11 protein-coding genes are annotated in these 15383 nt (G+C 57.6%); 8 read left to right on the top strand and 3 right to left on the bottom strand.

Features of this window, described 5'->3' with window-relative positions; all coding sequences use genetic code 11:
- Positions 1-109: 109 nt before the first annotated feature.
- Positions 110-718, top strand: a complete 609-nt coding sequence (locus tag HY751_13625; GenBank protein ID MBI4667437.1) for a TlpA family protein disulfide reductase — start codon at positions 110-112, stop codon at positions 716-718.
- 8 nt (positions 719-726) lie between these two features.
- Here HY751_13625 and HY751_13620 read toward each other — a convergent pair whose 3' ends face one another.
- Positions 727-1767, bottom strand: coding sequence for a phosphoribosylformylglycinamidine cyclo-ligase (locus HY751_13620; GenBank protein ID MBI4667436.1), 1041 nt, complete (start codon positions 1765-1767; stop codon positions 727-729).
- Positions 1768-1874: 107 nt separating this feature from the next.
- Here HY751_13620 and HY751_13615 point away from each other — a divergent pair, with 107 nt between their 5' ends.
- The 5 genes from HY751_13615 (at position 1875) to trmFO (ending at position 10997) form a co-directional block, all read left to right on the top strand.
- Positions 1875-3293 (top strand): sigma-54-dependent Fis family transcriptional regulator, encoded by a 1419-nt coding sequence (locus tag HY751_13615; protein MBI4667435.1) that lies wholly within the window; start codon positions 1875-1877, stop codon positions 3291-3293.
- Positions 3294-3360: 67 nt separating this feature from the next.
- Positions 3361-6252, top strand: a complete 2892-nt coding sequence (glnE, locus tag HY751_13610) for a bifunctional [glutamate--ammonia ligase]-adenylyl-L-tyrosine phosphorylase/[glutamate--ammonia-ligase] adenylyltransferase (protein MBI4667434.1) — start codon at positions 3361-3363, stop codon at positions 6250-6252.
- A gap of 12 nt (positions 6253-6264) precedes the next feature.
- Entirely contained in the window at positions 6265-7374 is a 1110-nt protein-coding gene (dprA, locus tag HY751_13605) for a DNA-protecting protein DprA (GenBank protein MBI4667433.1), read from the top strand.
- Positions 7375-7401: 27 nt separating this feature from the next.
- A complete protein-coding gene (gene topA, locus HY751_13600; protein ID MBI4667432.1) occupies positions 7402-9672 on the top strand; it encodes a type I DNA topoisomerase in 2271 nt (756 codons plus the stop codon).
- A complete protein-coding gene (gene trmFO / locus HY751_13595; GenBank protein ID MBI4667431.1) occupies positions 9630-10997 on the top strand; it encodes a methylenetetrahydrofolate--tRNA-(uracil(54)-C(5))-methyltransferase (FADH(2)-oxidizing) TrmFO in 1368 nt (455 codons plus the stop codon). The genes topA and trmFO overlap by 43 nt, the downstream gene beginning before the upstream one ends.
- Positions 10998-11147: 150 nt before the next feature.
- Here trmFO and HY751_13590 read toward each other — a convergent pair whose 3' ends face one another.
- Positions 11148-11471: a nucleoside triphosphate pyrophosphohydrolase family protein gene (locus tag HY751_13590; protein MBI4667430.1), complete on the bottom strand. Its 324-nt coding sequence runs from the start codon at positions 11469-11471 to the stop codon at positions 11148-11150.
- Between the two features lie 33 nt (positions 11472-11504).
- Here HY751_13590 and HY751_13585 point away from each other — a divergent pair, with 33 nt between their 5' ends.
- Positions 11505-13661 carry an adenylate/guanylate cyclase domain-containing protein gene (locus HY751_13585; protein MBI4667429.1) on the top strand — a complete coding sequence of 719 codons (2157 nt, stop codon included), beginning with the start codon at positions 11505-11507 and terminating at the stop codon, positions 13659-13661.
- 9 nt (positions 13662-13670) lie between these two features.
- The gene (locus HY751_13580; protein MBI4667428.1) at positions 13671-14354 is read left to right on the top strand and encodes a hypothetical protein; all 684 of its coding nucleotides are present in this window, start codon (positions 13671-13673) and stop codon (positions 14352-14354) included.
- On the opposite strand, the gene HY751_13575 is transcribed toward HY751_13580, so the two are convergent.
- A complete protein-coding gene (locus HY751_13575; GenBank protein ID MBI4667427.1) occupies positions 14351-15334 on the bottom strand; it encodes a zinc-binding dehydrogenase in 984 nt (327 codons plus the stop codon). The genes HY751_13580 and HY751_13575 overlap by 4 nt on opposite strands.
- Positions 15335-15383: the final 49 nt, after the last annotated feature.

Raw genomic sequence — 15383 nt, 5'->3', positions numbered from 1 at the left:
TTTATAACACGTCCCCAAAGGCCAGTCAATCAAATTAGGGTTTGACTGGGAGGCGGCCCAAGCGTATATAATTCCAAGTATATATGAGTATTTGAAAGCGTTATCAGTCTTGCCTTCGTTCAAAGCCCCCAAATTGCCGGGTTCTCCGCGTCTGGCCGCCATACTTGGTATTTTAGCCCTGTTCGTGGTGGTAGCTGTTGTGGCCGGAACGCCATATGTGCGCCAAGGGGTGGAGAACGCTTTACTGGCCGAGTCGGAAGCCAAACCGGCGGAGAAAGTCATAGACCCTCCAGCCCCCCTGTTCACCCTTAGCGATGTGAACGGCAGGTCCGTTTCTTTAACGGACTTCAGGGGAAAATGGGTGTTCATTAATTTCTGGGCGTCCTGGTGCGGCCCCTGCGTTGTGGAAATGCCGCTCATGGAAAAACTGAACCAGACCATGAAGAACGACCCATTCGTGATGCTGGCCATCAGCCTGGACGACGCCGAACCCGTTAAAATCCGCCAGTTCGCGAAGGAATTGGGTGTGTCGTTCAGTGTGCTGATGGACACGGCCAATGTGGCCAGGGAATATGGCGTTACCAGCATACCCGCCACTTTTGTGGTAAATCCTGATGGATTGGTAGTGGCTCAGGCCCAGGGCGCCCGGGAGTGGGACAACCCGGAGATGGTCAAGTTCTTCCGGGACATGATGGAGACAGCCCCCAAGAAGGACTGATCACGGCCTTACTCAAGCCGGGTCGCGCCGCTTCCCTCGGCTATCTCCCCGATGAACATCGGCTCTTCCCCCGCATCTTTCAGGTCGCCAGCCACGGCGGAAGCTTCTTCGGGCGAGACCACCAGTATTATCCCCACCCCCATGTTCGTGGAGCGGTACATGTCATCCTTGGGAACGGCCCCTCCCTGCGCTATGAGCCGGAACAGCGCCGGAACCGTCCATGATGAGGTTTTGAATACCGCGTCCACATTGGATGGGAGAATCCTGGGCACGTTGTCTATAAGTCCGCCGCCGGTGATGTGGGCCACACCCTTCACACGGCGCTTTTCAAAAACCGGAAGAAGAGGACGGGAATAATCCCTATGTGAAGCCAGTAGGGCCTCCCCCACCGTCGTTCCAAGTTCGGGGTGATGGCTGTCCACACCAAATCCCATGCGGTCGAATAAAACTTTCCGGGCCAGGGTGTAGCCGTTGGTGTGCAGGCCGGATGATTTAAGCCCGATTATCACATCACCTTTTTTTATGTCCCTGCCGGTGATTATTTTTGATTTATCAACCACCCCTGTGATAAGCCCCACCAGGTCATACTCCCCTGCGGCATAAACTCCAGGAAGCTCCGCCGTCTCCCCTCCCACCAGGGCCACGCCGTTGGCGGCGCAGGCTTTGGCCATGCCGGTTACAAGCGCTTCTATCTGTTCCGGCTTCAGCACGTCCACCGCTATGTAGTCCAGGAACGTAAGCCCCCGCGCGCCCTGGCAGAGAATGTCGTTGCAACAGTGGTTCACCAGGTCAACGCCCACGGTGTCGTACCGGCCCATCATGCGGGCCACCATAAGCTTTGTGCCAACCCCGTCCACGCTCTGCACCAGCACCGGCTCTTGAAATTCTTTCAGCGTGGCTCCCATATCGAAAAGGGAGCCGAAAGAGCCCAGCCCGGTAAGCACGGAAGTATTGTGGGTGGCGGCGGCGGCTTTTTTAATCCTGCGCAGGCTTTCCATGCCCGCGTCTATGTCCACCCCGGCGGTTTTATACGTTACCGAATCGTCCATCTGGCGTTATGACCTCTACACTAACGATTGTCCAAGGCATAAATCCTACCTTATCCGTTATGTTAACGGAATTGATTTTACAGTTGGAAACCTGTACCTTTTTGATTATGGCTGAAGAAAAGTTTAACCGGATACTGGTGGTGGACGACGAAAGCAGTCTGCGTTTCGTGCTTTCCCGTGGGTTGACCCGCAAAGGATACGTGGTGGACGCCGCCTCCACCGTGGCCGAAGCCGGTGAATTTCTCAACGAATATCCCTATTTCCTGGCCTTTGTGGACATTATGATGCCAGACGGCTCGGGGTTGGACCTGCTGGAGAGCATCAAGCGGCGGCCCAACGCCCCGTCTGTGGTGGTGATGACCGCCGAGGCCACCATGAAAAACGCCATAGAGGCCATGCAGAAAGGGGCGTTCGATTACTTGACGAAACCTTTCGACCTGAACGAGGTTGCCCTGCTGGCCCAGAGGGTGGGCGAGTATCGCAAAATGGCCGGGGAGCTGGCCCAGCTAAAGTCCGCGGAGCCGGTAAAATCGTCGCCGGACGAAATAATCGGCCGGGCTCCTTCCATGCAGGACGTGTTCAAGCTTATCGGCCGGGCGGCCAATTCCGACGCCACGGTATTAATCACCGGCCCCACCGGCTCCGGTAAGGAACTGGTGGCCAGGGCGCTCCATCAAAACTCGGCCCGGGCGCGGGAGCCGTTCATCACGGTAAACTGCGCGGCCATCCCTCACGACCTTCTGGAGTCGGAGCTTTTCGGCCATGTTAAAGGGGCATTCACCGGCGCGGTGGAAGATCAAAAAGGGAAATTCCTGGCCGCAAACGGCGGGGCCATCCTGCTGGACGAGGTGGGGGAGATGCCCCTGTCTCTCCAGGCCAAGATGCTACGGGTACTGCAGGAGCGGGAGTTTTACCCGGTAGGCGCCACGCGCCCCGTAAAAATAGATGTAAGGGTGATAGCCTCCACCAACAGGAACCTGGCCACGGAAGTGGCCGAGGGGAAGTTCCGTGAAGACCTGTACCACCGTCTCAACGTTGTGCGGATAGCCCTGCCTCCCCTGTCTGAGCGGCTACCGGACATACCGGCGCTGGCCAGGCATTTTTTGTCCAAGATAGCCCGCACCTTTAACGAAAAACAGAAGATGCTGGCCCCGGCGGCCATGGATGCCCTTACGCGCTACAACTGGCCCGGAAACGTGAGGGAGCTTGAAAACGTCATCCGCCGGGGCGCCCTGATGGCCCCCGGAGACACCATCACCGTGGAAGACCTGCCGCCGGAGATCACCGGCGCCAAGGATGGCAGGAAACCGGAAGAGAGCCTTTCGCGGCTCACCATGGAACTTATGGAATCCGCCCCGGAAGGCCAGGTTTACGACACCGTGATAAGCCTTGTGGAGAAGACGCTTATAGAACACGCGCTAAAGAAGGCCGATGGCGTGCAGACCCACGCGGCAAAGCTTTTGGGCGTGAACCGGAACACGCTTATGAAAAAGATCGGGGAATACCATATCAAGGCCGAGGAGTGAAACCGACGCCTCGCGCAAAGTTCCCATGTTGGATTAACCTGCTCATTTGGCTCGGCGAATCCTGATTATGACACCGGAAGAAATCGTCCTATCATCAGCCGATCCGGACACCGTGGCCTCCGGGTTCAACCGGCTTTTTGAAACAAGGCCCCAACTGGCCTCCTTCCCGGAAATTTTCACTCCGCTGGCCGGGTTGTTCGCCGGAAGCGATTACCTTACCAACTACATCCTTGCCCGGCCCAATGACCTGGACTGGCTCACCACCGGGGAGATTCTGCTTTCGTCACGAGGCAAAGAATCCATGCAGGGGCATATCGAAATGCTACTGACGGCAATGGAGCCAATGCCCGCCCTGCGAAGGTTCAAGCACCGGGAACTGGCCCGCATCGCCGCCCGGGAACTGGCGGGCCTGTGCGAAGTCACCGAGGCGCTGGCCGAATGGTCCACCGTGGCCGACATCGCCATAGACACCGCCATAACAATCGCCGAAACGAAGTTTCTTAAGCTTCATGGCCAGCCTTTTTATACCCCTTTTGAGGGGAAAGAGGAGCTTCCGGCCAGATTCGCCTGCCTGGGCATGGGGAAGCTGGGCGGTGAGGAGTTGAACATATCGTCGGACGTGGATCTTATATATGTACATTCGTCGAACAACGGCTCCACCACCGGCAAAGAGGATGGCTCCGCCATCACGCCCCTCCACCAGCATTTTGTAATGGTGGCGCGGGAGGTGACCAGGCTGTTGGGGGAATCCACCGAGGATGGCTCCGTTTTCCGGGTGGACCTGGACCTGCGCCCGGAAGGGACCCGGGGGGAGATTACAAACTCCATAGGGGCCATGGAGGTTTATTACGAGTCATGGGGCCAGCAATGGGAGCGCCAGGCCTTGTTAAAGGCCCGGGTTTGCGGCGGCTCAAAACAAGTGGGCGATGAGACCCTCCGCAGGCTCTACCCGTTCATGTACAGGAAATACCTGGACCAGCGCGCCATAGATGAAATCGCCGCCATGAAAGGCAAGATAGATCTTCAGCTTCAGTCGAAAAAAGGGGTAAGAAACGCCGAAAGGAACATAAAGCTCGGCCATGGCGGCATCCGGGAGATAGAGTTTGTGACCCAGGCCATGCAGTTGCTTTACGCGGCGCGTTATCCGGAACTGAGGACGCAGAATACGCTAAAAGCCCTGGACGCGTGCCGGACCCTGGGGCTTCTCTCCGCTCCACATCACCGGGACTTGAGGGAATCATATCTATTCTACAGGCGGCTGGAGAACCGTATCCAGTATCATCAGTTGCTCCAGACCCATTCCATGCCTGAATACCCCGAGCGGCTCAAAGTACTTGGCAAGCTGATGGGTTTTGACTCTGAGGATCCGGCGGCCACGCTATTGGAAGAGACCAAAAAACGCCAAAAACGGGTGCGGAACATCTTTGACTTGTTTTTCAAGAAGGAAGAGGAAAAAAAGGCGGCGGACTCTTTCCCGGCCCCCACCGATGATGTTGAGACCATCACCGCATGGCTGGATTCCTTGAGCTTCGACAAACCTGAAGAATCGGCCCGGGCGCTGAACACCTTGCGTAACGGCAAACCCTTCACCCATCCGTCTGAAAGGAGCAGGCTGGCTTTCGACAGGTTCGGGCCGGAGATAATAAGGGAAGCCCAGGCTACCCCATGGCCCGACCATGTGCTTGTGGGTTTCGAGCGTTTCGTGGAGGCAAGGGGCGGGCGCGACATGCTATATGAGCTTCTGGACGAGACCAGACCCATAATAAAACTCCTGTCGGCCATCTTCTCCCAATCGGAGCGGCTCACGGCCACACTCATCCGCCAGCCCGATGTTCTAGACCGCATGCTGGTGGCCGACCCATTGGAAAGGCCCGCCGACAGGTTCCGTTACCGGGGGGAGTTCCGCTCGGCGCTGGATGGCGGCGGAACCGCCGAAAACAAAATGTCGTCACTGAACATGTTCCGCTCCGCCGAAAGCCTGCGGCTGGGTTTGCGCAGGTTATTGGGCTTATCGGACAGGTTCGAGCTGATGGAGGGTCTTACAAAACTTGCCGAGGAGTTTTTGAAGGCCTCATTCTCCCTGGCGGCCTTTGAAACCGGTTGCGGCGAAAAGGGCTGGGCTGTTCTGGCGGCGGGAAAACTGGGCCGCCGGGAGATGAACTACGGGTCGGACATGGACCTTATAGTGTTCGTGGACGACCGGGAAATGGACAGGGCCGGGGTAACGTTATTGACTCAACATGCTATCAGGCTTTGCGGGGCATATACTCCATACGGTTCCGGATACGCGCTGGACATGCGTCTGCGCCCCTATGGCGAGAAAGGAGAGCTTGTGCCCTCCATCAACGCGGCGGAAGAATATTACGGCGGCAAAGCCGACGCGTGGGAACGGCTGGCGCTGGTGGGCGCCCGCCCCATCGCCGGAGATGAGGCTGTGGGGGCCATGGTGATGGAAACGATGGACAGGTTTATAACTCACCCACCCCTTACCCCGCAGGAATCGGCCCGCATTGCCGAGATCCGGGAACGCATAGCCGACGAAAAGGTGAGGACTGGCGCGGTGGACATAAAGTTCGGCCGGGGCGGGCTGATTGAAATAGAGTTCATCCTGCAATGGCTGGCGCTGGAGGAACCGTCGCTGGGCTCCCCGCCGGAGAAGGAAGAGCCGTTCACCATGTCCACCCTGGCAAGGGCTAGAGCCCGCAAAATCATTTCCGCCCAAGACACCGTGGAGCTGGAAAAAGCGTATGTCCTATACCGCTCCCTGGAAGACGCTTTGAGGATGGACCGGGAACAGGCGTTAAATGTGATCCCGCTGGATGTTGCGGCGTTGCGGCGGCTGGCGCGGATGGTTGCTCTTCCCGGCGTGGGGCCTGAAAGGTTGTTGGGGGAGGTAAAGGAGACCATGGCGAAAGTAAGGGCGGTTTATCTGGATTTTGTCTCGCAACGGGCGCAATAAGGAAAAGCATAAATGCCAGGTGATGACCGCGACTACCGCATAGCGTTGAACGCAGTGCCGTTCATCGGGCCTGTGATATTCCACCGGCTCGTGGCGGCGTTCGGCTCGGCCATGGAGGTTTTTCAAACTCCAGTGGCGCGGCTTGCCGAAGTGGAGGGGGTGTCCGAGGCGCTGGCGAAAAAAATCAGCGGGACAGACCCTTTGAAAGTCTCCGCCAGGGAAACCCAAATGGCCGAAAAGCTGGGCGCCAGCATCAACCTGCTCGGTGAAGATGGTTACCCAAAACCTCTGGAGAACATTTATTCCCCCCCGCCCGTGTTATCCATCGCCGGGGATTGGCGGGAGGAGGACGAGCTTGCGATAGGCGTGGTGGGGACGCGCGCGCCCACAAGCTACGGCAAGATGATGGCCGAAAAACTGGCAGGAGCCCTGGCGGAACTTGGCGTAATGGTGGTGTCGGGGCTGGCGAGGGGGGTGGATGGCCTGGCGCACCGGGGCGCAATGAACGCCGGGGGAAGGACGGCGGCGGTGCTGGGATGCGGGCTGAACATATATTACCCGGCCGAGCACCGGGACATTCAGAAGAAGATACCCGACACCGGAGCCGTGATAAGCCAGTTTCCATTCATCGCCGGGCCGGACAAGATACATTTCCCCATGCGCAACCGGGTTGTCAGCGGATTATGTCTCGGGGTGCTGGTTATAGAGGCCGCCGAGAAAAGTGGAGCGTTGATAACTGCCTACGCCGCTTTGGATGACAACCGGGACGTGTTCGCCCTGCCCGGCCCGGTGAACTCTCCGAAAAGCGAAGGCCCCAACCGCCTCATTAAGAAAGGGCACGCTAAGCTGGTCCAGTCGGTGGAAGATATCCTTGAGGAATTGCCCGAGTATGTATTGGGAAAACTGAAGGCCCGGCAAGCCCAACTGCCCCTGGAAACCCCCATTCCCCTTACGCCGGAGGAGCAAATGGCATTGGAGGCCATGGACCATACCGAACGGCATATTGACATAATCGCCCAGTCCAGCGGTTTGCCAACCCCAATGCTGTCTGCTATACTTCTCACCCTTGAACTGAAGGGCAAGGTGAAACAGATGCCCGGCAAGCTTTTCATGCTTGCGTAAATCTATATTTTTTATGGTGTTGCTCTAATGGCCAAGGGTCTTTTAGTGGTGGAGTCGCCGGCGAAGGCGGCCACGTTGAAGCGGTATCTGGGCAAGGATTTTAATGTGATGGCCTCCATGGGGCACATCAAAAATTTGCCCAAGTCCAAGCTGGGCGTGGACATTGTGAATGGTTACAAACCGGAGTTTGTCACCATCAAGGGCAAGGCCAGCGTCTTAAAAGACCTGAAAAGCGCCGCCAAAAGCGCCGAGATAATATACCTGGCGCCCGACCCGGACCGCGAAGGGGAGGCCATAGCCGCCCATCTGGCGGAGGAAATTTCCGGCAAAGGCAAAAAAATATACCGGGTGCTGTTCAACGAGATCACCAAGAAAGCCGTCACCGAAGCCATAAAGAACGTGGGCGAGATAAACCTGAACAAGGTGAACGCCCAGATGGCCCGCAGGATTCTGGACAGGCTCATGGGCTATAAACTTTCGCCGCTCCTTTGGGAGAAGGTTAGAAAGGGGCTTTCGGCGGGCAGGGTTCAGTCGGTGGCCATGAGGATATTGGTGGAGCGGGAAAAAGAGGTCCGCGCCTTCGTCCCGCAGGAGTACTGGACCATAGACGGAGTTGTGGAAGGCTCGTCCCCGCCGCCGTTCGAGGTTAAGCTGGCCCAGTTCAAGGGCGAAAAGATAGAAATTGGCTCCGGCGAGGACGCCGCTAAAATAGGCGCCGCCATCCGCGCCGCGGAGCTTGTAATAAAGAAGATAGAGAAGAAAGAGCGGAAGCGGAACCCTTACGCGCCGTTCATCACCTCCACACTCCAGCAGGAGGCCTCGCGCAAGCTTCGTTATAACGCCCGGCGCACCATGTCGGTGGCCCAAAGGCTATACGAGGGTTTGGATGTGGGTGAAGAGGGACCGGTGGGTCTTATAACCTATATGAGGACTGACTCCACCAGGGTATCCGCCGAAGCCATCACCGACGTGCGCGGCTTCATCGAAAAAGAATTCGGCGGCCAATACATGCCCGCCAGCCCCAACGTTTACAAGACCGGGAAATCGGCGCAGGACGCCCACGAGGCCATCCGCCCCACCTCGGTGGAGCGGACGCCGGAGAAGATGAAAAAACATCTTTCGAAGGAAGACCTGGCCATATATGAATTGATATGGAAACGGTTCGTGGCCTCGCAGATGGCCCAGGCCGTGTTCGACGTGACTTCGGTGGACATCACCGCCGGGGAGTACACTATGCGGGCCACCGGCTCCATAATGAAATTCGCCGGGTTCCTGAAGGTTTACGAGGAGACCAAAGAGAACGCGGATGAAAGCGCTGACGATTCGGACAAACGCCTCCCGGCGGACCTGGCCGAGGGCCAGCGGCTGAAACTTGCGGAGCTTAAGGAGAACCAGCATTTTACCCAACCGCCGCCAAGATACACCGAAGCGTCGCTTATCCGGGAGCTGGAGGAGCGGGGCATCGGCAGGCCGTCCACCTACGCGGGCATCGTGGGCGTCATCCAGGAGAGGGAATACTGCCAGGCGGAGGACCGCAAGCTTATCCCTTCGGAGTTGGGCATACTGGTTACCGACCTTCTGGTGGAGAATTTCCCCGACATAATAAACGTGGAGTTCACCGCCCAGATGGAGAACGAGCTGGACCAGGTGGAAGATGGCCAGAAAAATTGGACCCTGGCGCTGGACGATTTTTACAAGCCCTTTGAAGCGGACCTGAACAAGGCGCGCGAACAGATGCGCAACGTGAAGGCCGAAGCCGAAGTGACGGAATTTGTCTGCGACAACTGCGGCAAACCCATGGTGATAAAGTTCGGACGGTTCGGAAAATTCCTGGCTTGCTCCGGCTACCCGGAATGCAAAACCACCAAGAAACTGGACGCCAGCGGAATCCCGATGGAGAAAAAAGAGGCGCCGCCAGACGAGCCGACGGATTTGAAATGCGAGAAGTGCGGATCCCCCATGGTGATAAAGACCGGCAGGTTCGGACGGTACATGGCATGCTCCCGCTATCCGGAGTGCAAGACCACAAAGCAAATAGGCATAGGCATTAAATGCCCCAAGCCGGATTGCGGCGGCGAGCTTACCCGCAAACGCACCAAGACCGGAAAGACCTTCTACGGTTGCGATAATTATCCCAAGTGCGATTTCGCCACATGGGACGAGCCGGTGGCCGAGGCCTGCCCGGATTGCAAGCACCCCTTCCTCGTGAAAAAATCGTTAAAGTCGGGCGTATTCCTCAAATGCCCCAACAAGGAATGCGGCTACAAGAAACAGCTGGAAGAAGAGCCTTCCAGGTAGCCGTTATCGGCGGCGGGCTGGCCGGGCCGGAAGCGGCCTGGCAGTTGTCCCGTATCCTGGGCGAGAACGGCCGCGTGGACCTTTACGAGATGCGGCCGGTAAAATCCACCCCCGCCCACGCCACCGCATGGCTGGGGGAACTTGTGTGCTCCAACTCGCTCAAGTCCGAAGAGCTATCTTCGCCCACCGGCATGCTAAAGGAAAACCTTTCGAAAGCCGGGTCGCTCATCATGGAAATGGCCCGCAAATGCCGTGTGCCAGCCGGCAAAGCGCTGGCGGTGGACAGGGAGTTGTTGGGGAAGGCGGTGACAAAGGCCATCCAGTCACGCCAGAACATACGACTCATCCGTGAGGAAGTGACGGATATCCCCGAGGGTTACGACGCGGTGATCGTATCCACAGGCCCTCTTACCTCAAACGCTTTGGCGGAGCGGCTCAAGGAGTTGATCGGAGGCGATGGGCTATATTTTTACGACGCCATAGCGCCCATCGTGGAGGCCGATTCTTTGGACAGAAGCATGGTTTTCGAGCAGGACAGGTACGCCGAACCGGGCGCCGGGGATTATCTGAACATCCCGCTTAATCGCAACGAATATGAGAGCTTTATAGACAGTCTTCTGTCCGCCCAAACGGTGAGATTCGAAAATTTCGAGAAGGAATATTATTTCGAGGGATGCCTGCCCATAGAGGAAATAGCCTCCCGGGGGCGCGAGGCTTTATCGTTCGGGCCCATGAAACCGGTGGGTATCACCAATCCTGCCACCGGGGAGAGGCCATACGCCGTAATCCAGTTGAGGAAGGAAAACGCGGAAGGGAACGCATATAACCTGGTGGGGTTCCAGACCAAGCTTACCTACCCCGAGCAGGAGCGCATTTTCAGAACGTTACCGGGGTTGAAAGAAGCCCATTTCCTCCGGTTCGGCTCGCTGCACAGGAACACTTATATTAATTCCCCAAGAGCGTTGAGCGCCGGGTTGACGCTGAAAAATGATCATCGGGTCCGGCTGGCGGGCCAGATAACCGGCGTGGAGGGTTATGTGGAAGCGGTGGCCATGGGTTTTCTGGCGGGCGCTTTTACCGCATGGGAGTTGTTGGGAATGGACATGCCGCCGCCTCCGCATGCCACAACCCTGGGCGCCCTGCTCCATTACATTACCGACCCTGCGCGGGCGGACAATTTCCAGCCTACTAACATTAACTTCGCGCTGTTCCCGCCGTTGGAGAAAAAGACCAGGGGCAGAAAAGAACGCCGCGCTTTAATTCTGGAACGGGCCAATGAGGAGTTTGCAGGGTGGATTGAAACATTAAGGCAAACGGAGCGCTAACCCCGGAATTATACCGGGTCAGATTGCTCAACAGGCAATGGCAAGAGGTGATTTGTCACCCTGAGCCCGTCGAAGGGTGACAACCAACATTGGGGTCATAGTTCGACAAACTCATCATTACATCCCCTTTCGGAGCCGCCTATAACCGCCTCACTGGTGTTCCGTCACCCGGATAACGCCGTTCACAAGCTTTGAGGGGCGGTCCATTATCTTCTCCATCTTTTTGTTGAACTCCGTCTCCATGTCAAAATCCAAAGCTATCGCGCAACCCATCACGAGGATCAGAAGGTCTGCTATCTCCTCCGCCAGTTCCTCTTTCGCCTTGCCCTTGGTGACCGCCGATGAAATCTCCCCCAACTCCTCGGCCATCAGGCACACGCGGTATTTCATCTCCTCGCCACCTTTGTTGGCGAAATCGTGTTTGAGATGAAACGCCTTTACGGATTCCATCATTTCGGCGAAACTCATGCCCATCCTTCAAAAACCTATCTTTAATGTTGTTCTGGTATGATGACGGAAAAGCCAACGGGATTCGACCATCACGGGCTGATAACCATGAAAAAAACCGCGGCGGCGCTGGGCATTTCCATGCTGGCCTCCATTCTTGCCGTTGTCGCTGGCCGCGCGCCTTTTATGGAGTCCTTCGCGCTAAAATCGCTGGACGCCCAGTTCCGGGCGTACGCAAACCCGGCCCTGGCCGACAAACGCATAATACTTGTGGAGGTGGACCAGCATAGCCTGGACCATTTCGAGCGGGACAACATCCCCTTCCCCTGGCCGCGAAGCCTTTATAACCCCATAATCGAATATTGCGCCAAAAACGGAGCCCGCGCGGTGATGTTCGATATTTTGTTCAACAACATATCGCCATACGGCGAGGAGACCGACGAACAATTCGCCGGCGCCATGCAAAAGGCTGGCAACGTATTCCTGGCGGCGGCTTTCACCACCGGCGGCTCCGCCAGCGGGGAGGTCATGAAGGCCACGCAAAAATCGGGAATCGGTTTCGAAGGCGCCGCGCCCATGGCGTTGGTGAAAAATGGCGCGTCGCTCCCCCTCCCGCAGTTGGCCGCCGCCGCCCGGGGGTTGGCATCGGTGACGTTCAGACCGGACAACGACGGGGTTTACCGCCGGGTTCCCCCGGCCATAGTTTTCAACGGCGGGCTCATCCCCGCCCTGTTCGCGGCTCCAGTATTCTCCAGTGAAAAGACCGCCAGGTTCGACAACAGAGCCTTGGCCGTAAACGGGCTTGACATCCCGCTGGACGGCGATGGGCGCATGTGGATTTACTATCACGGCGGGCGGAATGCCTATAAGCGATATTCCGCCGCCGGGGTTATATCGTCGGCCCTGGCCGCTTCTCAAGGGGTGGAGCCAGCCATAGCGCCGGAAGTTTTTAACGACGCCTACGTCATTATAGGCTACACAGCGCCTGGCTTGTTTGATTTGAAGCCCACGCCTCTTTCCGCCGTGTCGCCTGGGATGGAGATCCACGCGGCGGCGCTGGACAACCTTTTAAACGCCAGGTTCCTGCGGGAGGCCCCCCTTTGGCTCACAGCGTTGGCGGCTTTAGCCGGAGCGCTGTTTATAGCCTTTAGCGTTGTGTTCATCAATTCGGTTTACTGGGCGGGGGCGATAACGTCGTTGACCTTGGGAGCCCTGTTCGCCACATCCGGCGCCTTTTTCAAATCCGGCCAGTGGATGAGCCTGCTGACGCTTTTTACATCGGCCACGGTTTCGCTGATTCTTGCCGCCGGGTACAAGTACCAGGTGGAGGGGAGGCAAAGGCGGTTCATCCAGCGGGCGTTCCAGCATTATGTGTCACCCTCGGTGGTGAGCCAGATAATTAAAGAGCCCGAGCGGCTTCAACTGGGCGGCGAGAAGCGGGAGATAACCGTGCTTTTCTCCGACCTGGTGGGTTTTACAACTTTATCGGAACGGTTAGAAGCCTCGGCGTTGGTGGGGATACTAAACGGCTACACAACCCTTATGGCCGAGACCATCACCCAACGGGACGGCACTGTGGACAAATACATTGGCGACGCGGTGATGGCCTTCTGGGGCGCCCCGGTGGAGCAGGAACGGCATGCGGAACTGGCCTGCCTTTCGGCGCTGGAATGTCTTGCGCGGCTGGACCGGTTCCGCGCCCAGCTGGCCAAGCAGGGTTTGCCGGAGATAAACATGCGTGTGGGGCTCAACAGCGGCCTTTGCGTGGTGGGCAACATGGGCTCCCGCGACCGGTTCGACTACACCGCCATAGGCGACGCGGTGAACCAGTCTTCCCGGCTGGAGGGGCTCAACAAGGCTTATAACACCCGGATACTGGCGGCGGAGGTCACTTACCTGGCCGCGCAACCAGTGGTATTCGGCAGGAAAATAGACCTGCTCGTGGTGAAAGGGAAGGAGAAACCTACGCTGGTTTACGAGATAATGGCAAGAAGGGGTGAGGAGACCGGCGCAATGGTTGAACAGGCCGCAATGTACGAAGAGGCTTTTGAAAGATACTCGAACAGGGACTGGAGCGGGGCTGTCGCAATGTGCAAGACTCTTATCGAAAGATATGACGACCTGCCGTCCAAAACACTTTTAGAGCGGGCGGAACATTATATGCGAACGCCGCCTCCCCCGGAATGGGACGGCGCTTTCAGGCACACCAGCAAATAGGCGGGAATCATGACAAGGTCGCGCAACATAACCGGCCCATCGGAAGGAATGGATCCTTACAGCCCCGAAAAATACCCGTCGGAAGGTAGCGCCATATCTGGCCTGGGTTACGCCGCTTTCTCCGCCATGTTCATCATCACCTGGATAAGCCCATATACCTTTGGGTTGAAAACCGTGTCATACCTAACCATGATGATGTTGCTGGAATTCATCGTTATGCATTCGGGGGCGTTTCTCGCCACGGCCATGGCGGCGAATGTAAGCAGGGGTAAAAAAAGCCTGAACATATTGGGGATCGGCCTTTTTTACAGCCTTTTCATTTTGGGCATTTCCCTTTCGTTTTCAGATTGGTTGCCCGCCCTTATTTTCGCCGGGATGATAGCCAACCGCGTTATCACCGTGCTGACGGCGGAGGCCGGGGAGGTCCGCAAGTCCGCCGCGAACCATTCATGGGCCGCCAGCGCCCTGTTCTACCTGCTATTCGTTTTCGCCACAACCCTGCTTCCGGTGCCGGAACTTGGAATAACCAGCGATGTGGCCCGGGCGCAGGAGTTTACCTCCAGCGGGCTTTGGGTGGATGAGCCGCAAAGGGTTGTGGCGTTCGGTTTTCTTTATTTCGGCGCGTTGGCGTTGTCGGAACTTTCCGGATACCGCTGGATGATCAAAATGGCGGGCAAAAAACCGGGCGGTTAACGCCCAATGATGATCTTCCCGAAATGCCTGTTCTCTACCATCCGCTCCATGGCCATGCGGTAATCGGACAGGTCGAAAACGCTGTCTATCACCGGTCTTATCTTCCCCTCGGCGGCCAGGGCCAGGGCTTTCTCCAGCTCCTCCGTGCGGCCCATAAGCGAACCCATCACCGTCACCCCTTTCCAGTATAACGGCGCAGGATGGAAAGAAACCTGCTCGGAGGACACGTTGCCGGACATCACAATGCGCCCTCCCGTGGCCGCAACCGCCAGGCTTGTGGGAAACGTTTCGGCCCCCACGTTGTCTATCACCACATCCGCTCCATGGCCGCCGGTGATGTCCGCCACTTCGGCCACGATGTCGGTATGGCGATGGTTCAAGGTGTGCGTGGCGCCCAGCAAGGCCGCTTTGCCAAGCTTCGCCTCGTCGCCGGAGGTCACTATCACGCTGGCCCCGCAAAGCGCCGCTATCTGCATGGCGTAAACGGACACGCCGCCGCCCGCGCCGTGGATTAAAACCCATTCCCCGGGCCGCGCGGCCCCTTTCACCACCACCTGCCGCCATGCGGTCATAAGGCACAGGGGAAGCGCCGCGGCTTCCTCGAAACTTAACGATGAAGGTTTTTTTAATAGATTCCTGGATGGAAGGGAGATGAATTCGGCGTGGGTCCCGTTTGCGCCGGAACCCAGGATGGTGTAGTTATCCTCATCCGGCTCGCCGATATTGGGATTTATTATCACCTCGTCGCCTGGGACGAAATCCGTAACTCCTGCCCCGGCATACTCCACCACTCCCGCCCCGTCGGAGCCGGGTATGGCCAACCCGTCGCCCCGGCTCATGGAGTAAAGGTCCATATGGTTCAGGGAAGAGGCCATGACGCGCACAACCACGCGCCCCGGCTCGGCCCGAAGCGGGTCTGGAAGGTTTTCGACGCGGATGGAGCTTAGCGCCCCTTCGCCGGTGAACCTTACCGCCTTCATCTATCCCCCCTCTTGAATAAGCGTCATCATACCCCCGGAGCGGCGCCTG

This window comes from Nitrospinota bacterium (assembly GCA_016208975.1).
Lineage (GTDB): Bacteria > Nitrospinota_A > UBA7883 > UBA7883 > JACRLM01 > JACQXA01.
The sequence above is the reverse complement of the archived record's forward strand: the minus strand, read 5'-3'. Positions and strand labels throughout refer to the sequence as shown.